Annotated in this window: 22 protein-coding genes and 2 tRNA genes; 11 read left to right on the top strand and 13 right to left on the bottom strand. The window is 51.5% G+C overall.

The window, feature by feature from the left end; all coding sequences use genetic code 11:
* Window positions 1-20 precede the first annotated feature (20 nt).
* Window positions 21-488: an outer membrane lipoprotein gene (locus EDC52_RS00450; protein WP_131863301.1), complete on the top strand. Its 468-nt coding sequence runs from the start codon at window positions 21-23 to the stop codon at window positions 486-488.
* 128 nt (window positions 489-616) lie between these two features.
* Here the strand turns inward: EDC52_RS00450 and slyA are convergent, their stop codons facing one another.
* The 3 genes from slyA to EDC52_RS00435 all read right to left on the bottom strand — a co-directional run bounded on the left by slyA (window position 617) and on the right by EDC52_RS00435 (window position 2,449).
* Window positions 617-1,051: a transcriptional regulator SlyA gene (gene slyA, locus EDC52_RS00445; RefSeq protein ID WP_131863300.1), complete on the bottom strand. Its 435-nt coding sequence runs from the start codon at window positions 1,049-1,051 to the stop codon at window positions 617-619.
* Window positions 1,052-1,594: 543 nt separating this feature from the next.
* Entirely contained in the window at window positions 1,595-2,116 is a 522-nt protein-coding gene (gene sodC, locus EDC52_RS00440; RefSeq protein WP_131863299.1) for a superoxide dismutase family protein, read from the bottom strand.
* 87 nt (window positions 2,117-2,203) lie between these two features.
* A complete protein-coding gene (locus tag EDC52_RS00435; protein ID WP_131863298.1) occupies window positions 2,204-2,449 on the bottom strand; it encodes a DUF1289 domain-containing protein in 246 nt (81 codons plus the stop codon).
* Window positions 2,450-2,722: 273 nt separating this feature from the next.
* On the opposite strand from EDC52_RS00435, the gene gloA reads away from it, so the two are divergent.
* Entirely contained in the window at window positions 2,723-3,130 is a 408-nt protein-coding gene (gloA, locus tag EDC52_RS00430; RefSeq protein WP_131863297.1) for a lactoylglutathione lyase, read from the top strand.
* 123 nt (window positions 3,131-3,253) lie between these two features.
* Window positions 3,254-3,922, top strand: a complete 669-nt coding sequence (gene rnt, locus EDC52_RS00425; protein WP_131863296.1) for a ribonuclease T — start codon at window positions 3,254-3,256, stop codon at window positions 3,920-3,922.
* A 180-nt stretch (window positions 3,923-4,102) separates the two neighbouring features.
* On the opposite strand, the gene EDC52_RS00420 is transcribed toward rnt, so the two are convergent.
* Window positions 4,103-4,450 (bottom strand): Grx4 family monothiol glutaredoxin, encoded by a 348-nt coding sequence (locus EDC52_RS00420; RefSeq protein WP_131863295.1) that lies wholly within the window; start codon window positions 4,448-4,450, stop codon window positions 4,103-4,105.
* Window positions 4,451-4,849: 399 nt separating this feature from the next.
* On the opposite strand from EDC52_RS00420, the gene EDC52_RS00415 reads away from it, so the two are divergent.
* Entirely contained in the window at window positions 4,850-5,665 is an 816-nt protein-coding gene (locus EDC52_RS00415) for a C40 family peptidase (RefSeq protein WP_131863294.1), read from the top strand.
* A gap of 74 nt (window positions 5,666-5,739) precedes the next feature.
* Here the strand turns inward: EDC52_RS00415 and cydH are convergent, their stop codons facing one another.
* Window positions 5,740-5,829: a cytochrome bd-I oxidase subunit CydH gene (cydH, locus tag EDC52_RS20380; RefSeq protein ID WP_131863293.1), complete on the bottom strand. Its 90-nt coding sequence runs from the start codon at window positions 5,827-5,829 to the stop codon at window positions 5,740-5,742.
* A 238-nt stretch (window positions 5,830-6,067) separates the two neighbouring features.
* Here cydH and purR point away from each other — a divergent pair, with 238 nt between their 5' ends.
* Together purR and cfa are read left to right on the top strand one after the other, a co-directional pair.
* Window positions 6,068-7,084, top strand: a complete 1,017-nt coding sequence (gene purR / locus EDC52_RS00405) for an HTH-type transcriptional repressor PurR (RefSeq protein WP_131863292.1) — start codon at window positions 6,068-6,070, stop codon at window positions 7,082-7,084.
* Between the two features lie 439 nt (window positions 7,085-7,523).
* Window positions 7,524-8,675 carry a cyclopropane fatty acyl phospholipid synthase gene (cfa, locus tag EDC52_RS00400; protein WP_131863291.1) on the top strand — a complete coding sequence of 384 codons (1,152 nt, stop codon included), beginning with the start codon at window positions 7,524-7,526 and terminating at the stop codon, window positions 8,673-8,675.
* Between the two features lie 35 nt (window positions 8,676-8,710).
* Here the strand turns inward: cfa and EDC52_RS00395 are convergent, their stop codons facing one another.
* A complete protein-coding gene (locus EDC52_RS00395) occupies window positions 8,711-9,361 on the bottom strand; it encodes a riboflavin synthase subunit alpha (RefSeq protein ID WP_131864057.1) in 651 nt (216 codons plus the stop codon).
* Window positions 9,362-9,622: 261 nt separating this feature from the next.
* Between EDC52_RS00395 and EDC52_RS00390 the strand changes: the two genes are divergently transcribed.
* The 5 genes from EDC52_RS00390 to EDC52_RS00370 all read left to right on the top strand — a co-directional run bounded on the left by EDC52_RS00390 (window position 9,623) and on the right by EDC52_RS00370 (window position 13,907).
* A complete protein-coding gene (locus EDC52_RS00390) occupies window positions 9,623-10,996 on the top strand; it encodes an MATE family efflux transporter (protein WP_131863290.1) in 1,374 nt (457 codons plus the stop codon).
* A 168-nt stretch (window positions 10,997-11,164) separates the two neighbouring features.
* Window positions 11,165-11,241: transfer RNA gene (locus EDC52_RS00385), tRNA-Val, on the top strand.
* A gap of 8 nt (window positions 11,242-11,249) precedes the next feature.
* Window positions 11,250-11,326, top strand: a tRNA-Val gene (locus tag EDC52_RS00380).
* 538 nt (window positions 11,327-11,864) lie between these two features.
* Window positions 11,865-13,277, top strand: a complete 1,413-nt coding sequence (pykF, locus tag EDC52_RS00375; RefSeq protein ID WP_131863289.1) for a pyruvate kinase PykF — start codon at window positions 11,865-11,867, stop codon at window positions 13,275-13,277.
* Between the two features lie 393 nt (window positions 13,278-13,670).
* On the top strand, window positions 13,671-13,907 hold the full coding sequence (locus tag EDC52_RS00370; RefSeq protein ID WP_131863288.1) for a major outer membrane lipoprotein: 237 nt from the start codon (window positions 13,671-13,673) through the stop codon (window positions 13,905-13,907).
* A gap of 399 nt (window positions 13,908-14,306) precedes the next feature.
* Here the strand turns inward: EDC52_RS00370 and EDC52_RS00365 are convergent, their stop codons facing one another.
* The 7 genes from EDC52_RS00365 to sufA form a co-directional block, all read right to left on the bottom strand.
* Complete coding sequence (locus tag EDC52_RS00365; protein WP_131863287.1) at window positions 14,307-15,341, bottom strand: L,D-transpeptidase family protein; 1,035 nt, start codon at window positions 15,339-15,341, stop codon at window positions 14,307-14,309.
* A gap of 137 nt (window positions 15,342-15,478) precedes the next feature.
* Complete coding sequence (gene sufE, locus EDC52_RS00360) at window positions 15,479-15,895, bottom strand: cysteine desulfuration protein SufE (RefSeq protein WP_131863286.1); 417 nt, start codon at window positions 15,893-15,895, stop codon at window positions 15,479-15,481.
* Window positions 15,896-15,922: 27 nt separating this feature from the next.
* Window positions 15,923-17,152 (bottom strand): cysteine desulfurase SufS, encoded by a 1,230-nt coding sequence (gene sufS, locus EDC52_RS00355; RefSeq protein ID WP_131863285.1) that lies wholly within the window; start codon window positions 17,150-17,152, stop codon window positions 15,923-15,925.
* Window positions 17,149-18,435, bottom strand: a complete 1,287-nt coding sequence (sufD, locus tag EDC52_RS00350) for a Fe-S cluster assembly protein SufD (RefSeq protein WP_131863284.1) — start codon at window positions 18,433-18,435, stop codon at window positions 17,149-17,151. Before sufD ends, sufS begins: the two co-directional genes overlap by 4 nt.
* Complete coding sequence (sufC, locus tag EDC52_RS00345) at window positions 18,410-19,156, bottom strand: Fe-S cluster assembly ATPase SufC (RefSeq protein WP_131863283.1); 747 nt, start codon at window positions 19,154-19,156, stop codon at window positions 18,410-18,412. The genes sufD and sufC overlap by 26 nt, the downstream gene beginning before the upstream one ends.
* Window positions 19,157-19,221: 65 nt before the next feature.
* Window positions 19,222-20,727 (bottom strand): Fe-S cluster assembly protein SufB, encoded by a 1,506-nt coding sequence (gene sufB / locus EDC52_RS00340; RefSeq protein ID WP_131863282.1) that lies wholly within the window; start codon window positions 20,725-20,727, stop codon window positions 19,222-19,224.
* Window positions 20,728-20,740: 13 nt separating this feature from the next.
* Window positions 20,741-21,112: a Fe-S cluster assembly scaffold SufA gene (gene sufA, locus EDC52_RS00335; protein ID WP_131863281.1), complete on the bottom strand. Its 372-nt coding sequence runs from the start codon at window positions 21,110-21,112 to the stop codon at window positions 20,741-20,743.
* Window positions 21,113-21,220 lie beyond the last annotated feature (108 nt).

Below are 21,220 nucleotides of genomic sequence, written 5' to 3'. Positions count from 1 at the left end.
CGCTATAACAGGAGTTGGAAATGATTAAAAAACTACTTATTGTCTCTCTGGCTGGGCTTACATTAGCGGGATGCGCCAGCAATAGCGATCTTTCTGGTGACGTATATTCAGCCTCTGAAGCCAAACAGGTTCAAACCGTCAACTATGGCACCATTGTCAGTACCCGCCCGGTGCAGATTCAGGGCGGCGAAAATTCGAATATCATAGGCACGCTGGGCGGCGCGGTATTAGGAGGATTCCTGGGTAATACCGTCGGCGGCGGCAGCGGCCGCAGCCTTGCGACTGCAGCCGGCGCTATCGCTGGCGGAGCGGCTGGGTCCGGCATCGAAGGGGCGGTCAACCGCACGCAGGGTATTGAGCTCGAAATCCGTAAAGATGATGGCAACACGATTGTTGTAGTGCAAAAACAGGGCAATACTCGTTTCAGCGTAGGGCAGCGCGTCGCCATGGCCAGCAATGGACGGACCATCACCGTTTCACCACGCTAATTGCCGCGAGTATTTATCTACACCAGCCACCCTGGGGTGGCTTTTATTATTTCCGGCAATGATCAATGCATAAAAAACCGGCCTTGGCCGGTTTTCAAATTATATCACAACCCTGTGTCAGCTAAAGTTCAAGACTTATTATAGAGTTCCAGAATATTCTTCTCCAGCCTTGAAATCATCGCGCTCAGCAGTTCAATTTCCTGTTCGGATATTCCTGCAAGAATTTCGTCCCGGGTGCTGTTGATAACGTTGTTCACTTCTTTAATGATAGGTTCAGCGGCCTCAGTCAGTTTGATACGCTTCGCTCGACGATCGTTGGCGCAGGTATGCCGGGTAATAAGCCCTTTCTCTTCAAGCTGATCGAGGGTACGCACCAACGACGGCTGCTCGATGCCGATTGCCTTGGCCAGCTGTATCTGCGATTGCTCTGGCGGCAATTTACATATGTTATGCAACGTAATCCAATGCGTCTGTGTGAGTTCTAAAGGCTTTAAACGAAGGTCAATCAATGCGCGCCAAACTCGAACGAGACGCGCCAAATCCGATCCTAATGGCGATTCCAATTGTCTCTCCTTATAATTAAGCTGATTAAGCTTGCTCCCTGGATCCCCTACATCCTAAAGGTTGAAGGGGCAAAATATCAATATATAAATGAACATTGTAAAGGTTAAGTTGAGAACGATGATGTACGCATGTTATTCCTTATATATATTGAAGGCAACACAAGATCAATGTCATGTAACCGACCCCCCGTCTGCGCAGGCTGTCGGCCTTTCGTTCCCGAATGGGTACCGATGAGTATAGGGCATGTAACGAAATTGTCATATAACCCAGATAATCAGATAAAAGATTCCGGATAAATGCCACTGACCCAGAAAGATTATTCATAACTTTATCACTATTATTGTCACATACGTAGTTTATTGTTAATTTAAGTTAAATGAAGACATAACAAATATCAATATGCCATGTATTCTGTGGCATATTGTAGCTCAAACTAATAAATAACAATTGAATCGTTCATAAACTATTGTCATGTTTTTTCATTGGCCGGTTGCATCTCCGGCCACTGTCCGCAACACCTGATAACGACCCATCTGTGATATTCAGCCAGATATTACCCCGCAAGCAAAGCGATCGCCTCCACCGCCATTTGCCGGTTGGTCGGAATGATTGTCACCCCCGACATGCACCATCAGGCTGTGCCCGCTCAGTTCAGACAACGTTTTAATCCGCGGCGCCAGTACCGGGTAATCAGCCTTGCCATCGGCATTGACATACAAAGCCGGCAGATCGCCACGGTGACCTTCAGCGTAAGGCCCCAGGTGTTTACCACTCGCGTCAGGATCCCAATGATCACCTGCCCCTAAGGCTGCCACTTTCTTATTGTCTTTCACGCCAGGTTCACAACTGGCATTCTGATGAACATGGAAGCCATGTATGCCAGGTGATAATGAGGTCAATTTCGGGGTAAATAGCACGCCATAGGCTGTTTCGGTAATACGAACGCTGCCCACGGCCAAGCCTTTGCCCTCAGGCGTGGCGATATTCAACGGCACGTCGATATCGGCGGCCTGGACACCGGCCGAAGCCAGCAGTACCAGCAGAGGTAAAAGGGTACGTTTCATGATATCTCCCATTCTATCGTGGTTCTCTAAGCATAGAAGATGATGATGGAAATGCCTGCATTACGCCCTCGATCAGTTCTCGTCGTCTCAAAACAGCCCTGGCTGATCGCCAGCTTGCAACGGATCCTGCCTCGATTCCTGGTTTCTGGTCTGACGAAGGGCGCGCTGGCGGCAAAGTCTGATGACATCACGCTTTTGAGCATCACTGAATTTCATCCAGTTAAAACGCTCTTCACGACTGCGCAGGCAACCGATGCAATATCCCCTGGCATCTGATTGACAGATACCCCGGCAAGGGCTGGGGATGGCAAAAAACTCAAGTTGCTCAGGCATGCAAATTCTCCTCTTCTAGCTGATTGAAGACGCAAAACACCCTGTTGGCAAGAAAACCTTTAACTCCATTAACTCAAACCCTATCGCTGATACCCACCGCACCGAACAGCCGCGGGCTGCAGGGGTGTTTTTTGCCCACTTTCTTGAAGGAGGGAATAATGAGACGCTATACTGGCCTGACGGTTAGCACTTTGTAGCTGCCACATTATTGTCGGATAACGTTTGTTCATAGATTATCGGTTCCAGGCAGTTGCCGGTCCGTAAGAGGATAATATGCGATTACTTCATACCATGCTTCGGGTGGGCGATTTGCAGCGCTCGATTGATTTTTATACTCAGACCCTGGGCATGCGTCTGCTGCGCACCAGCGAAAATACCGAATATAAATATACTTTGGCATTTGTTGGTTATACCGAAGAGAGCGAAGGCGCTGTGATTGAACTGACCTACAACTGGGGCCAGGAAAACTATGATCTGGGTACGGCTTTTGGTCATATCGCCCTTGGGGTCGATGATGTGGCCGCGACCTGTGAACGCATTCGTACCGCGGGTGGCGTGGTATCACGCGAAGCGGGTCCGGTCAAAGGCGGAACCACTATCATCGCGTTCATTGAAGATCCCGATGGCTATAAAATCGAATTGATTGAGAAAGAACAGGCCGGTACTGGCCTGGGACACTGATATCCATCCGGGGGCCGCTAGCTCCCGGACTTCCCCGCTGCCGCCCACCGTTGGAATGACAATGCATCCTGAGATGAAATTTGCCATAATGCGCGCTGTATTCGCCGGAAAATAAGATTGAGCATGGCTGAAATAGATGAAGTAAATACACTCCGCAGCCGTTTTCGCGGCTTCTTCCCCGTGGTTATCGATGTAGAAACTGCCGGCTTCAACGCCCAGACGGACGCCCTGCTTGAGATAGCGGCTATCACATTACAGATGGATGACGGCGGCTGGCTGATGCCCGCGGATCGTTTGCACTTCCACGTAGAACCTTTTGCCGGCTCGCTGCTGAATCCCGAAGCACTGGCTTTCAATGGCATTGATCCATCCAATCCACTGCGTGGTGCGGTGGATGAATATCATGCCCTGCATGACATCTTTAAAATGGTTCGTAAAGGCATTAAAGACAGCGGCTGCAATCGTGCCATCATCGTGGCACACAACGCCGGATTTGATCACGGTTTCCTGATGGCAGCCGCCAACCGAGGTGGGCTGAAACGTAATCCATTTCATCCTTTTGCCACTTTCGATACCGCCGCGCTAAGTGGCTTGGTATTAGGCCAGACAGTATTGGCTAAGGCCTGCGTTGCCGCCGGTATCGCGTTTGATGGCAGCCAGGCGCATTCCGCGCTGTATGATACCGAACGCACTACTGACCTGTTTTGTGAATTGGTTAATCGCTGGAAACGCCTGGGCGGCTGGCCGTTGGCGCTGCCAGAGGCGCAGCAAGAAATCGGCTCTGAACTGTAGCCTAGTCTATCGGTACAAAGCGTAGTATATCGGTTTAAAGCCTAGTCTATCGGTTTAAAGCGTAGTTTATCGGTATAAAGCATATTCAATCAGTTAAAAGCCGGGCCGATCGCAGGATCGGCCCGGCTTTTATAGGCAACCGGTAATGACCAGCATCATGTTCCTCGTCAAACCGGTCGATCAAGACTGAGGCTTGTCTTCCTGGGTGTTATATTTTACCGCAGTTTCCTTGATAAGTGGCTGCAGCTCGCCACGCTGATACATTTCGATAATGATATCGCAGCCGCCGACCAATTCGCCATCCACCCACAACTGCGGGAAGGTGGGCCAGTTGGCATATTTAGGCAATTCGGCGCGAATATCCGGATTCTGCAGCACGTCTACATAGGCAAAACGCTCGCCACAGGCTGAAAGCGCCTGCACCGCCTGGGCGGAAAAACCGCAGCCGGGGAGTTTGGGTGAGCCTTTCATATAAAGCAGAATCGGGTTCTCAGCTATCTGCTGCTGAATTTTTGCAGTCGTTGTCATTGTCTTGCTTCCTCAGGCCAGTGGCTGGCTTTATCTTTATCTAGGCGGACGGGTAAACCAGTTTCGCTATACTAACGGCCTGGCATCACAAATAAATGCTTATTTGTGCCACTCCGGCCCTGGTACAGGTAATCATCCGCGTCAGGTTATCCAATCATATCACCAGTCCATTTTTTTTTCCTGCCCCGCCAGGCAAAAAAAGCGCTGCACATAGGCTAGCGGAGCTCGCAATCTGTTGTTTTTGGATACGATTATCGCTGACTTCTGCACCGTTCATCGGTCTGGTCACGTTTATTCACACTATGGATTAAAATCATGATGCATTGAGCGGTTAAATAGCTTAAATTCAGCAGGTAGTGTTATTTCCCTTTTGACGAGCCACCGAGGACAGCGTTGATCATGCGGTTGTGCTTCACGCTTTTTGTGCTGCTTTTTACCCAGTTGTTTTTTAACCTTGCCCATGCGGCACCCAGTGCCGGCGTCAACGCCGAGCAGCGGAAATCGCTGGCAAATGCCGCCAGGATCGACGATCGTCGTAAGCGTAAGCAGGTGAAACTGGTCAAGAAAAGCAAAGTGCATTCCGTCGCCGACAACATCGGCGCACGAGGCCATAAATCAGCTACTCCGGTGGCGGCTGTCGCCATTAAAAAAATCAGGCCCAGCAAAAGCAGCCGGATTGCTCGCATTACTCCCCCTCGCAAAGGTTACAAAAAAGGTTATGGTCGCCAGAGAATCAAACCGCTGGCGTTGCCGGAACGGTTAAGCAGTGATGCACCGATGAAAATGAGCGCCAGCCATAAAAAACGCTACCAGCATGCCAAATTGACCGCCATGAACAAACTGATGTCGCAGATGGGTAAACCCTATCGCTGGGGCGGTATGTCGCCCACCACCGGTTTTGATTGCAGCGGTCTGATTTATTATGCCTATAAGGATGTGATGCGTATTCCTATGCCGCGGACTGCCAATGAAATGTACCATTTCAGGGAGGCCGCTCCGGTCAAGAAAGGTGAACTGGAGAGCGGTGATTTGGTGTTCTTTCGCATCGCCAATCGCGGCGCTGCTGACCATGTCGGGGTTTATCTTGGCAATGGCCGCTTCATTCAGTCCCCCCGCACCGGCCGCGATATTCGCATCAGTTACCTGAGTGAAGATTACTGGCAGGATCATTACGTGGGCGCGCGACGGGTGATGACACCAAAAAATATTCGCTGACCGCCAGGCGATGATTTGACGTCAGACATAAACAAGGGACCCTCAGGGTCCCTTGTTTATGTCTACACTGGTCGTCAATTTAATACTGCGGTAAAACTGAACACAATGACAACCGCAAGAGAAAAAACCGTGGTCAGCAACGACCATTTCAAATCAGCATTCATAGCATATCCTTAATGACCCTTTGGGCCCCGTGATTATCTTTTAATGTAATACTGCCACACTATGTGATGAATTGCTTGTCCCAGCGCAGGGTTAAACACAATTAAAGCTTTCACTTTGGTGTCAGATCAAGGAAAATTGATGGTTGGCCCTTTTTACGCTAGCAATATCATTTTGACGGGCAATCGTTTAACTGCAGTATTTTTCCCTGCTTAAGGGGCAAGAAGGAGTATTTTCGTCATGGCAACCATCAAAGATGTGGCTAAGCTTGCCGGCGTCTCGACAACAACCGTTTCCCACGTCATTAATAAAACCCGCTTTGTCGCCAAGGACACCCAGCTTGCCGTTGGGGAAGCCATACGTGAATTAAACTATTCTCCCAGCGCGGTTGCACGCAGCCTGAAAGTCAATCGCACCAAATCCATCGGACTGCTGGCCAGCACCAGCGAAGCGCCCTACTTTGCTGAAATCATTGAGTCCATCGAACATCACTGCTACGCGCGCGGCTATACGCTGATATTGTGTAATTCGCATAATGACTTTGATAAACAGCGAGCTTATCTGGCGATGTTGGCGCAAAAAAGGGTTGATGGGCTGCTTATCATGTGTGCTGAATACCCAGCTCCCCTGCTGGACATACTGAATGATTATCGCCAGATTCCGATGGTTGTCATGGACTGGACTGAAGATCAGGATACCTCTACCGACCGAATCATTGATAATGCCGTGTTAGGCGGACTAATGGCGACCCGCTATCTTATTGAGCGTGGCCATCGGGATATCGCCACCATCCCTGGACAATTGGCGCGTAATACCGGCGGCGGTCGCCATCGCGGCTACCTCCAGGCACTGGCTGAAGCCGGCATCCCGGTTAATAATGACTGGATAGTCCAAGGAGATTTCGAACCTGAGTCAGGCTATCAGGCGATGAAACAGATCCTTGCTTATCCGCAACGACCGACGGCAGTGTTCTGCGGCGGCGATGAAATGGCCATGGGCGCGCTTTGTGCTATCGATGAACAGGGCTTGCGGGTACCGGAGGATATTTCGGTCATCGGTTATGACAATCTGCGCCACTCCCGTTTTTTCAGCCCGGCGCTGACCACCGTTGATCAACCCAAGGAAGTGCTGGGGGAGTCCGCTATCGCCATGCTGCTTGACCGGATCCTGACAAAACGAGAAAATGCCCAGACTATAGAAGTTACCCCAAGCTTGATCGAGCGCCGTTCAGTAGCACAAGGTCCTTTTAAAGCGTGAAAAGTGCGTTTCAGCAGCTCATGGCGCTACCATGGGGGTGGTTCAACACCGCTGTTATGCCCTTTAGCGGCAAATTATTATCTCCGCTAAGTTATTATTTCCTTAAGTTATCAGCTGGTTAACCATACGTGCGATCATCTACCAGCCTATTGTGAAAACAGATTCTCCGGCCTATACTCACTAACGCTAACAATTATAACAAGTTGTCTAATATTATTACTAAAGCATGCTGGCCTCATCGAGTGGCCAGTTCAGCTTATTTAAACAAGCGCCTGGTTTAACGCCACACTTAATTTTCTATTCCTCTGCTTTTTGTTGGACAGCTGCGGCTGTACATCAGACACCGCGGCCTGTGGGCTGTGGATTCTTATAAAGGCCTTCGTAAGGTGCGTCTGCGCCGGATGCAGCGCCATTACAGAAAAAAGGTGATGGAGAAGCTATGAGTTCCTCGTGTGTTGAAGACCTGAGCTTTCAAGATAATGCATGGTATCGAATCGTGCATGAACTGCTCACAGAAGCCGATGTCGAAATCAATGGCAGCCGGCCATATGATATACAAGTCAATAATCCTGAATTTTTTAAACGTGTTCTTCAGCATGGCTCCCTGGGATTAGGGGAAAGCTATATGGACGGCTGGTGGGAGTGTGAACGCCTGGATATGTTTTTCCAGCGGGTGCTGCGCGCAGGATTGGATCATAAACTCCCCCATCATCTCAAAGACACATTGCGCGTTGCCGCCGCTCGCCTGACTAACCTGCAGTCAAAAAAACGCGCCTGGATTGTTGGAAAGGAGCATTATGACTTGGGAAATGACCTGTTCAGTTTGATGCTGGACCCCTATATGCAATATTCCTGCGGCTATTGGTCGAAAGCACAGACGTTAGAGCAGGCCCAGCATGATAAATTAACCATGATCTGCGAAAAACTGCAGCTTAAGCCCGGCATGACGCTGCTTGACGTGGGATGCGGCTGGGGAGGGCTGGCCGCTTTTGCCGCCAGGCATTACGGCGTGTCCGTTCACGGGGTTACGATTTCCGCCCAGCAACAGGCGCTGGCACAGCAGCGTTGCGAAGGTCTGGATGTGCATATCCTACTGCAGGATTACCGTGATTTGGACATGCAGTTCGACCGCATTGTGTCGGTAGGCATGTTCGAGCATGTCGGGCCTAAAAACTACAGCACCTACTTTAACGTCATCGATCGTAACCTGAAACCGGACGGCCTGTTCCTGCTGCACACCATTGGCGCTAATGTAACTAACATGAACGTCGATCCCTGGATAGACAAATATATTTTCCCCAACGGCTGCCTGCCCTCGGTACAGCACATCGCCCAGGCCAGTGAATCTCATTTCGTGATGGAAGATTGGCATAACTTCGGCAGCGATTACGACCATACGCTGATGGCCTGGCATGATCGTTTCATGTCAGGCTGGCCAGCGCTAGCCGATAATTACTCTGACAGATTCCAGCGCATGTTCAGCTATTATCTGAACGCTTGCGCCGGCGCTTTTCGCGCCAGGAACATCCAGTTGTGGCAGGTGCTGTTCAGTCCGCAAGGCGTCGACGGCGGGATACGCGTTCCGCGCTGAAAAACAGCCTGAGGCGAGCGCCTCAGGCTGTTTTATTAGAACACATGCATGATGCCGTTCGCGTCATCCGCTGCCGCCTGGCGCTGTGCCAGCACACGCTCAACGGTATCAACCACCGCCTGGGTCTGGGGGTCGATTTCAATATTAACCCGGTCCGCCAGTCTTTTATTTCCAAGCGTAGTGCGGGTCAGGGTTTCTGGGATCAGGTGCACGCAAAATTTATCCTGTGACACCTCGCCGATGGTCAGGCTTATGCCGTCAACGCCAATGTATCCTTTATAAAGCACATATTTCATAAAGTCTTTATTGGATAGGCGGAACCAGATTTGCCGATTCAATTCAGTAGCAACGACTTTGACAATTTCAGCCGTGCACATAATATGCCCGGACATGACATGACCACCTATTTCAGCATTGAATGTTGCCGCCCTTTCTACATTGATGGCATCGCCGACTTTCACATCACCCAGCGTAGTAATACGCAAGGTCTCCTTCATTAAATCAAAGCTGACTAAATCGCCGTTGATGGCGGTCACCGAAAGACAGCAGCCGTCATGGGCAACCGAGGCACCGAGTTCCAGGCCCTCAGTCATGCCATCGGGCATGTTGATCGTATGAACCCTGAACTGGTTTTTATCTTCGACTGCCACTACTGTCGCGATGCCTCGCACTATGCCGGTAAACATATCGGTATCACCTATCATTTTTTTCTACATAAAGGAAACAGCCACGTCGGTTACATTTTTTGCCGGCTGTTATGATACCAGTTAGTTTGCCCCATCTTTGCCCGAAAACCAAATGCGGCATTAAGCCACCTTGAGTTTATCTTCGGTATACCCGGCGTGGGTAAATAGTTTACACTGAGGTATATATTAACCCGCTAAATCATTGTTTTCGCTTTTTTATAAGCAACTTCAATATTTCAAATAAATAAGACAGGTGCCTGCGTGCAGAAATATTTACTGGAAGCGCGTACATTATTAGCTTTGGCGATACCGGTTATCTTCGCCCAGGTTTCACAAACCGCCATGGGGGTAGTCGATACGGTCATGTCCGGTTCGGTAAGCGCCACCGATATGGCGGCCGTCGCCGTCGGTACCTCAATCTGGCTGCCGGCGATTCTGTTTGGTCATGGCCTGTTACTGGCCCTGACGCCGACCATTGCTCACCTTAACGGCTCCGGGCGCCGGGATAAAATTCCCCATCAGGTACGTCAGGCCTATTGGCTGGCACTGGCTATTTCGTTGCTGGTGATGGGAGTACTTTATAACTGTCAGCTGGTGCTGGCTAATATGCCCCATGTGGATGCCGAGCTGTCTGGCAAAGCCATTGCCTATCTCCATTATTTGCTATGGGGGGCGCCGGGTTACCTGTTCTTTCAGGTACTGCGCTGCCAGTGCGAGGGATTGTCCAAAACCAAACCCGGCATGGTGATCGCCTTTCTCGGTCTGATGGTGAATATCCCCATCAATTATATCTTCATTTATGGCAAATTCGGCATGCCGGCCATGGGGGGTGTAGGCTGCGGCGTCGCCACCGCCTCGGTATACTGGCTGATGTATTTCCTGATGCGGCAGTATGTGCGTAAAAGCGGCAGTCTGAGCGATATCCGCCTGAAGGCAAAAATCGGTCCGCCGGATTGGCGGGCATTAAAACGCCTGGCAGGTATGGGCCTGCCTATTGCATCGGCGCTGTTTTTTGAAGTCACCCTGTTCGCGGTAGTGGCGCTGCTGGTCGCGCCGCTGGGCATCGTGTCGGTCGCCAGCCATCAGATTGCGCTTAATTTCAGTGCATTGATGTTTGTGCTGCCGCTGTCGATAGGCGTTGCCGCCACCATCCGGGTCGGCTTTCGCCTGGGTGAGGGCCGGGTTGATGACGCACGGATTTCAGCCTGGACCAGCCTGGCGGCGGGCGTGATACTGGCCTTCATCAGTGCGGTCATGATGGTCATTTACCGCGAGCAGATTGCCCTGCTGTACAATGATACGCCTGCAGTGGTAGCCCTGGCTTCTCAACTGATGCTGCTGGCGGCAGTCTACCAGATATCAGACTCGATTCAGGTGATTGGCAATGGCGTACTCAGGGGATATAAAGATACCCGTTCAATTTTCTTTATTACGCTTTTCTCTTATTGGCTGGTTGGTCTGCCGATAGGCTATATACTCGGATTGACCGATTGGGCGGTAGCGGCAATGGGCCCCAGCGGCTTCTGGATTGGCTTTATCCTCGGCCTGACGTCCTCCGCGGTCATGATGACCCTGCGCATCATCTGGCTGCAGCGCCAGCCCGCCAGCGTGACGCTGGCGCGATCGGCCCGCTGAACACGTCCTACACCCGTTATATCAGCAGCGTGTCGGCCAAAAAAACGACACGCTGCACAATCCCTCGGCAATTGGACGCCAAATGCATGAAAAAACACTTTTTCCCCTTGCATGCAGTGATGTAGCCCGTTAATATTCGTCCCGCTGTCAGGCGACAGCAAGCAGTATGCGTTCTTAGCTCAGTTGGTTAGAGCACCACCTTGACATGGTGGGGGTCGATGGTTCGAGTCCATTAGAACGCACCATTATACGTGCGTCCGTAGCTCAGTTGGTTAGAGCACCACCTTGACATGGTGGGGGTCGATGGTTCGAGTCCATTCGGACGCACCACTTCGCAGTATCCAGCCCGACAATCCTTCCTGGTGTAACGAATCGCTCCGTTCCCTTATCTTGTTCATGCGCTGTGTGTAGCACTGCTGATACCGGTTTTTTCTATCGGCTGATATCGGCATCGTTGATTTCGTCAATACCTTTAAAAAAATTGATATGTATGTGGTGCAATTGCGCAACACATACCGCCAAAATTTGTCCAAAAGTCTACATATCTCTTCTATTCCGCCCCTAACGCATTATTTCTGCTGATTAAACTTGTTTCCGCCAGCTTAATAACTATAATACGAAACGTTATTTCAATTGTATGGTCGTTGCCAATTGATTTGCCGAAAACCTATAAAAAAAGCTTTATCTCCGCTACACCTCCGGTGTTGTCCTGCCGGACGTGCACTATTTTTTTCATCACTTTCTCAAATTTGTCGCCTATCCTTGTATCTGGGATACAGACGCGCAGAGCAACAGCATTTTCCATCGTCGAACGCCTTGGCGATGCACCAGGATTTATCATCCATCACAACTTGTAGAAACCATTGTTATGAAAAAGACTAAAATTGTTTGTACTATCGGTCCTAAAACAGAATCCGAAGCCGTGCTCACCAGCCTGCTGAATGCGGGCATGAATGTGATGCGCCTCAATTTTTCCCACGGCGATTATGAAGAACACGGCCAGCGCATCAAAAACCTTCGTGCGGTCCTAAAAAACACCGGTAAGAAAGCCGCCATCCTGCTGGACACCAAAGGTCCTGAAATCCGCACCATGAAATTGGAAAACGGTAGCGATGTATCGTTGACCGCTGGCCAAACATTTACGTTTACCACTGATAAATCCGTGGTCGGCAATAACGAACGTGTTGCCGTCACTTATGAAGGTTTTGCCAAAGATCTTTCCGTCGGCAATACCGTATTGGTCGATGATGGTCTGCTGGGTATGGAAGTTATTTCAGTCACTGACCAGACCGTTGTCTGTAAAGTACTGAATAATGGTGACCTGGGCGAAAATAAAGGCGTAAACCTGCCGGGTGTCTCTATCGCCCTGCCTGCCCTCGCTGAAAAAGACAAACACGACCTGATCTTCGGCTGTGAACAAGGCGTGGATTTCATTGCCGCCTCGTTTATTCGTAAACGTTCAGATGTGCTGGAAATTCGTGAACACTTAAAGCAGCATGGTGGCGAACATATTCAGATCATTTCGAAAATCGAAAATCAGGAAGGTCTGAATAACTTCGATGAAATTCTCGAAGCCTCAGACGGCATCATGGTTGCCCGTGGTGACCTGGGTGTGGAAATACCGGTAGAAGAAGTTATTTTTGCCCAGAAAATGATGATCGAAAAATGTAATCGCGCACGCAAAGTGGTCATTACCGCTACCCAGATGCTGGACTCGATGATCAAAAACCCGCGTCCTACCCGTGCTGAAGCCGGCGATGTGGCCAACGCCATCATTGACGGTACCGATGCCGTCATGCTGTCCGGTGAAAGCGCCAAGGGTAAATACCCGCTGGAAGCCGTCACCATCATGGCGACCATTTGCGAGCGCACCGATCGGGTTATGCCCAGCCGCATTGACGGCGTTAACGATAGCCGTAAATTGCGCATCACTGAAGCTGTCTGCCGCGGTGCGGTTGAAACTGCTGAAAAACTGGAAGCACCGCTGATTGTGGTTGCCACCGAAGGCGGCAAATCAGCCAAGGCAGTACGCAAGTACTTCCCCAAAGCGGAAATCCTGGCACTGACCACCAATCCGCTGACAGCTCGCCAGCTGTTGCTGACCAAAGGCGTCAGTTGCCAGCTGGTAGAAGAGATCGCCTCTACCGACGACTTCTATCGCATCGGTAAAGAGATGGCGCTGGAGTGCGGTCTGGCGTCAAAAGGCGAAATCATTGTTATGGTTTCCGGCGCACTGGTACCGAGCGGTACCACCAATACTGCGTCCGTGCACCTGCTCTGATAATATGAAGGGATAAACACCCCGCGTCCTGGTCTCCTTAAAACGCCTTTGCAGGCAGATATCTGCTGCGGGGCGTTTTTTTTATGCCGAAGGAAATAATCTATTTCTGAAAAGATAAAGCGCTTTTGTTGACGCGGCGCAACAGGTTATTATTAAAAATGTCGTATTAATCAAATTCAGACAGCACAAATAGCTCAGTGTTTTATCGGAGAAATCTTATGGAAGGCAGCCGAAGCGGTGCATTTTTTTAACCGCTATGTAAAATAAGATGTTTCTTTGAGCATTCGATCGAATTTAATGCCTTTAACGGTAAATTTTATTCTCATTCGAAAATAGTTTGTGTAATACTTATAATGCTACATGGAGATTAACTCAATCTAGAGGGTATTAATAATGAATCGTACTAAACTGGTACTGGGCGCGGTAATCCTGGGTTCTACTCTGCTTGCTGGTTGTTCAAGCAACGCTAAAATTGACCAACTGTCTTCTGACGTTCAGACTCTGAACGCTAAAGTTGATCAGCTGAGCAACGACGTAACTGCCATCCGTTCTGACGTACAGGCTGCTAAAGATGACGCTGCCCGTGCTAACCAACGTCTGGACAACCAAGCTACCTCTTACAGAAAATAAGAGCGTGACTGTGGTTTGAAAAATGGCGCCTCGTGCGCCATTTTTTTTGCCGCATTTTCTGACCGGTCCATCGACCATTGCGCCATGAAATACCTCCCCCCTTACACTCCACACCTTACACTCCACACCTTATACTCCACACCTCATACTCCACGCCTCATACTCCACGCCTCATACTCCACACCTCATACTCCACACCTCATACTCCACGCCTCACCCTACCATCCCACAGCCAGAGGCTTATCCGTCATGTTGTTTCTCTTGCTCCAGCGCCGCTCACAACCGTCACATCAAAAACGTCCATCCTAGCCAGCAACAGCTAAAAAAAATGCCCTGAGCCCTTTCCTGCGGCCTTAACGGCAGGAAGTAGCACCAGGGCGCTGTGAGGTACATTCCACTCTACTGCTGCGCAGTTACGGCGTTAACCGGCGCGCTGGCTGCGCTGTTACCTTCGGCATTCTGCAGGCTAAGCGACTGCTTTACGGCAGGGATCTTGTCAGGCTCGATGCCGGCGGAAATCAATACCGGCATACCAGAACGGCGGGCCATCGCTTGCTTGGCAATTTGCTTATCGGTGGTGGTCTGTGACAGCACCTTTTTCACCTTGGCACTCATCTGCAGCGCCATCGTTTGCGGGTCATCCTGGTCATTGCGCGACAGCGGCTGATGCACTTCGATATAACGCTTACCGTCCGGTTCCACCGAGGTCTTCACCGGATCATTCATGATTTGCACCCGAGTACCTTTGGGTACCCGATTGAACAAATCTTCGATATCGGTGGGTCGCAGTCTGATGCAGCCTGAACTCACCCGCATGCCGATGCCGAAATCAGCATTGGTGCCATGGATAAGGTAAGTCCCTTTGCCGGCCGACAGTCGCAGGGCAAACAGCCCCATAGGATTTTCCGGACCGGCCGGGACCGTCCCAGGTAGCGTAATGCCCTCTTCTTCCAGGTAGCGTTTGCGGATATTGGCGGTTGGAGTCCAGGTCGGATTGGGGATCTTCTGGCTGATGGCGGTGGTCATCACCGGCGTGTTTCTGCCCAGTTGACCAATGCCGATGGGATACACAATGACCCGGTTTTCCCCTGCGGGATAGTAGTAAAGGCGCAGTTCAGCCAGATTGACCACGATCCCCTTTCTGGGAGCATCCGGCAGCAGCATCTGGCTGGGGATGGTCAAGGTTGAACCGCTTTTGGGCAAATAGGGATCTGTGCCAGGATTGGCTTCGAGCATACCCAGCAGGCCTATCTGGTATTCAGCGGCAATCTTCTCCAGGGAGCGGTTGTCAGCGGGCACGGTGTAGGTGACGTTCTCACCGATAAGACGGCTGTCGGGCGGCGGCAAGGGGTAGGTCGCGGCGCTCGCCCCAGCTGCAATGGCGCTAAAGCTGAAGGCAAAGATCAGGGCGGGCAGAGAATATGCACGTTTCATAGCGGTTTCCTAAAGAGAGTGGCAGTCCGTTACAAGTTTGTTAAGCAAAGATATATCAGGGAATATAAAGCTGAAAGGGAAACGGCAGAGGAGAGAGAAAATCCGGAATCATCCGCCTCTGGGGAGGCGGACAATGTTCACTGCAAAGCAGCGGCTTTGATACGGATAGCCCTGACCATCGCTTCCAGGCCCTGAGATCGGGAGGGGGTGAGATGCTGGGTTAAGGCCAATTCAGTGAAATAAGGCCGGACATCAAGGTTAACGATATCCTGCGGCGTCATCCCCTGGTACAGGATAAAAACGATGGCAATCAATCCCTTGACGATCGTGGCATCACTGTCACCTGAGAATCTAACCTGGCCGCTGTTAACGCTGTCCAGAGCGATCCAGACCTGGCTCTGGCAGCCGGCAATCAAATTGTCCGCGCTGCGCTGCTCCGGTGCCAGCGGATCAAGCAAAGCACCGAGTTCAATAACATACAGATATCTCTCTTCCCAATTGCCGCAGCGGGAAAAATTTTTCAATAATTTAGCTTTATCCGGCAAATGTGCCATCTGCACTCTCCTCCCGGCTTGTCGTCATCAGCCCAGTAAACGCTGTACGCGCGTCAGGCCGGATACCAGGCGGTCAATATCTTCGTGGGTGGTGTAAAGCGCCAGCGCAGCGCGACACATGCTGGGTACGCCATAAAAGGCCATCAGCGGCATAGCGCAATGATGGCCGGTACGAATAGCAATACCGTACTGGTCCAGGAAACTGCCAACATCAAAAGCGTGATGCTTGCCAAGGTTGAAGGCAATTACCCCGGCGCGGTGGTCCGGCCCGTAGAGGATGATATCCGGCACCTTGGCAAGGGCGTCCAGTGCATAGACCATCAGCTGACTTTCATAAGCCTGGATGGCATCAAGGCCTAGCTTGTCCAGATAATCCATGGCGGCGCCCAGCCCCATCATTCCGGCGGTGTTTGGCGAACCGGCTTCGAAACGCCACGGCGCATCGGTAAAAGTAGTGCCTTCGGTCAGGCTGACGGTGCGAATCATCGAACCGCCGCCTTCCCAGGGAGGCATAGCATCCAGCAGGGCTTTTTTGCCGTAAAGAATACCGATACCTGATGGGCCATAAATCTTGTGACCGGAAAAAACGTAAAAATCGCAGTCCAGCGCCTGAACATCTACCCGGTGATGCATTACAGCCTGAGCGCCGTCGACCAGCACGACGAACTGCTCGCCGGCGGCAGCTCGCGCCTGAGCAATAATCTCCCGGACCGGATTCACGGTGCCCAGCACATTGGACACTTCTGTGATGGCCAGCAACCGGGTCCGGGAGTCAATCAGCGCCGGCAGGCGCGCCAAATCCAGCGTACCGTCGGCCAGCAGCGGAATCACTCGCAGCTGCAGCTGCTTTTCTTCAGCCAGCATCTGCCAGGGAACGATATTGGCATGGTGCTCCATCTCGGTAATGATGAGATTATCGCCAGCGGAGAAAAAATGGCGACCATAGCTGGCGGCGACCAGGTTAATACCCTCGGTACTGCCCTTGACGAAAATGATCTCCTCGGCAGAAGCCGCATTGATGAAGCGCCCTGCCTGGGCGCGGATGTTTTCCATCCGGCTGGTCGCTTCGGCGCTCAGGGTATGAATGCCGCGATGTACTGCCGCATAGCCATGGCGATAAAAATCGCTCTCGCTGTCAATCACGCAATCAGGTTTCTGCGCACTGGCGGCGCTGTCCAGATAAACCAGCGGCTGGCCGTTGACTTCCCTGGCAAGTATCGGGAAATCAGCGCGAATCCGCTCTATGGGATAACTCATTCACCTACCCCCTTCAAGGCGCCGGTGATACGTTCAAGTACCACATCACGAACCAGATCGTTGCCGATAGCTTCAGTGACTTCGGCAGCGAAGGCGAAGATGATCATCTTCTGCGCGTCTTCACGGCGGATGCCGCGCGAACGCAGGTAGAACATCTGTTCATCATCGATACGGCCGACGGTAGCACCGTGGCTGCACTTGACGTCATCTGCATAAATTTCAAGCTGGGGTTTGGTATCGACTTCCGACAACCGGTCCATCAACAGATTGTTATTGGTCATCTGGCCATCGGTCTTGAGCGCATGCTTGGCGACTTTGATAAGCCCATTGAACACGCCCTTGCCTTTTTCACGGGCAATGACCTTATGCAGCTGGCGGCTGAGGCAATGGCCTTTATTGTGCTCCAGATAAGTCCGGGTATCAGTAATGTCCTGTCCTGCAGGCAGCAGCAGGCTATTGATTGACAGATCTGAACCTTCGCCGTCAAGTCTGGCGCTGGTCTGGTGGCGCGACAGGCCCGGTCCCAGCAGAAAAGTTCCGCTGCGAACGAGCGCGTCCCGCGCGATAATGAGGTCATTATGAGCAAAGTGATAGCTGTTGCGGTTTTCAAACGACAGCTTGATGTGATTGAGTCGGGCATTATCGCCAACGGCGATGGTGGTACGGGCTCCGGTAAAATGCGCGTCTTCACTGAGACTGGCATAATGCTCAATCACCTGACCTGATGCGCCGCTGGCCAGTTTCACATGATGACGGTAATGCAGCGTATTGAGTTGTTGTTTATCATGGCTGCCGCTGGACAGATGCAGCAGGTAAAGCGGCCGATCGGCGGTTTTGCCGGCGGCCAGTTCAATGACTACCGTTTCGAGGCTCAGGCTTTCAGTCAGGTGCAGGAAAATTTCGCCCTGAATAGGTTCAGGCAGCGGGGTGCGATTCGCGCCGTCTTCAACGACGACCTGCCAGTTGCCGGTATCTGCATCGCTTAGCGAAGGTATCAGGCGTCCGTCGACGAAAACCAGGCGAACGGCGTCAAGCTCCAGGCTCAGGCGATCGCGATCGACAGCCGATACAGTTTTGGCTGCGTCAAAGCTGAAGCGATGAGCCACCAGGCTGTCCAGCGGGGTATATTTCCAGTGCTCATGCTTGCGGGTAGGCAGGCCCAATTGCTCTACACTCTGCCAATGCTGGTAGGCCTGAGCTGAACGCGAGACGCGCTGACTCTCGAACAGACTGTGCCACTGATGCAGCGCTCGGGCATTATTGTTGTTCGGTAAGCCAGCCATAGCCTTGCTCCTCAAGCTGTTTCACCAGGCTGAAATCACCGGATTTGACGATACGGCCCTGGTAAAGTACATGAACATGGTCTGGTTTGATGTAATCCAGGATGCGCTGGTAATGAGTAACGATGATAAAAGAACGCTTATCGTTACGCAGCGTATTGACTCCATTGGCGACAATTTTAAGGGCATCGATATCCAGACCGGAGTCGGTTTCGTCAAGAATACAGAGTTCCGGCTCCAGCGCCGCCATCTGCAGAATATCATTACGTTTTTTTTCACCGCCGGAAAAGCCGACGTTGACTGAACGGGTCAGCAAATCGGCAGGCATCTTCAGCAGTTCAATTTTTTCTTCGATAAAGTCGGCAAAATCAAAGCGATCCAGCGGTCCCTGATTGCGATACTTGCGTACGGCATTTACCGCAGTCTGCAGGAAGAACTGATTGCTGACGCCAGGGATTTCCACGGGATACTGGAAAGCCATGAACACCCCTTCGCCGGCGCGTTCTTCCGGATCCAGACTCAGCAGATCGCGGCCTTTAAACAGCACGCTGCCTTCGGTGACTTCATAATCTTCCCGGCCGGCCAGGGTGGCCGACAGGGTGCTTTTGCCCGACCCATTAGGCCCCATAATGGCATGGACTTCGCCAGGTTTGATTTCCAGATTCAAGCCTTTGAGAATGGCTTTGTCTTCCACGCTGACATTCAAGTTACTTATACTTAACATTATTTTTCCTTTACCCAACATCTCTTCGCAGGGCGGGCAGCAAGCTGGTTGCCTGTGGGGCTTCATTAGCCCACGCTGTGTTCAAGGCTTATCGCCAATAATTTTTGAGCTTCTACGGCAAACTCCAGCGGCAGCTCTGAGAAAACATCTTTACAGAAGCCATTGACAATCATCGAAATGGCATCGTCTTCGCTGATACCGCGCTGGCGGCAATAGAACAGCTGATCTTCGCCGATACGCGAGGTGGTGGCTTCATGCTCTAGCTGGGCGGTGTTGTTGCGCACTTCCACATACGGGAAGGTATGGGCACCGCATTCGCTGCCTATCAACATCGAATCGCACTGGGTGAAATTACGCGCATTGGTGGCGGTTGGCATGATTTTTACCAGCCCGCGGTAGGTATTTTCGCTGGTACCGGCAGAAATACCCTTCGAGATGATCGTCGAACGGGTGTTTTTACCAATATGGATCATCTTGGTACCGGTATCCGCCTGCTGGCGCCCGTTGGTCAGGGCGACCGAGAAGAATTCACCGACCGAATTATCGCCACGCAGGATAACGCTCGGGTACTTCCAGGTGATGGCGGAACCCGTTTCAGACTGGGTCCAGGACATTTTGGAATTTTCGCCTTCGCACAGCGCGCGCTTGGTGACGAAGTTAAGAATGCCGCCTTCAGCTTCGCTGCCGGCAAACCAGTTCTGTACCGTGGAATACTTCACTTCCGCATCCCGATGGATAATCACTTCAACCACCGCCGCATGCAGCTGGTAACTATCGCGAACCGGCGCCGAGCACCCTTCGATATAACTTACGTAACTGCCTTCATCAGCAATCAGAATTGTCCGCTCGAACTGACCCGTCTTGGCGGCATTGATCCTGAAATAGGTCGACAGCTCCATCGGACAGCGCACCCCTTTCGGAATATAGACGAAGGTGCCGTCCGAGGCGACCGCGGAGTTGAGGGCGGCAAAAAAGTTGTCGTTGGAGGGCACCACAGTGCCCATATACTGGCGCACCAGATCGGGATGCTCATGGATAGCTTCACCAAACGAGCAGAAGATGATGCCGTCTTTAGCCAGCTTGTCGCGATAGGTGGTCGATACCGACACGGAGTCGAAAATAGCATCGACCGCCACTTCACTGCCTTCGCGCACCGGGACACCAAGCTGATTGAACGCCAGTTCCACCTCATCGGTCAGGTAGTTCTTAGCTCCCTCCTCACCTGATTGCTGTAACGCGCCGGGTTGTGAACCGCAGCTATCATCACAGCTTCCGCAAGAGGGCGCTGAATAATAGCTGTAGTCATTGTAATCAAGGGGCTTGTAGTTCGCTTTCAGCCAGTGGGGTTCTTCCATCTCCAGCCAGGCGCGGTAGGCATTAAGACGAAACTCCAGCATCCACTCCGGTTCGTTGCGCTTGGCCGAAATGGCGCGCACTACATCCTCACTGATGCCATGAGCCAGCTCATCAGTCATCAACTGGGTGAAAAAGCCTTCTTTATAACGTTGGCTCTTTTCCCAAGGTTGTGCGGCGTTGATCGCCTCAGGAGTTTCTGTATTGCTACGTGCCATAATGTTTCATCGCTCAAAGGCCAAAACTTTCACCACACCCGCAGGCGTGCTGTGCTTTGGGATTGTTAAATTTGAAAATATGATTCAGGCCTTCCTGAACATAGTCCAGTTCAGTGCCGTCGATAAAAGGCATCGCGGTTAGCGGCACGTAAAGCCGGGCGCCATCGCGTTCATAGACCAGGTCGGCAGGATCCAGCTCAGTCACCATGTTCATTACATAGCCAAAACCGGCGCAGCCTGATGGCTTAACACCAAGGCGCAGTCCTTTCATGGCGTTGTTCTGTTCCGTCAGATGGCGGATTTGTTTGGCCGCGTTTTCGCTGAGCCTCAGACCCTGCCAGCTATTTTCCTCGAGGGAAAAACTTTCAACATTATCCAATTGCATAAAGCAAACCTCTCGATGTGGTCAGGTGATTAACAAACAACCCTGTCAGGGTAATGATATGAATTAACACATCAACCCTAAACTTTGCATGGGAATAAACCTCAGCCG

The sequence above is a fragment of the Biostraticola tofi genome, assembly GCF_004343195.1.
Lineage (GTDB): Bacteria > Pseudomonadota > Gammaproteobacteria > Enterobacterales > Enterobacteriaceae > Biostraticola > Biostraticola tofi.
Note: the sequence above shows the minus strand (reverse complement) of the source record. Positions and strands in the feature narration are given on the sequence as shown.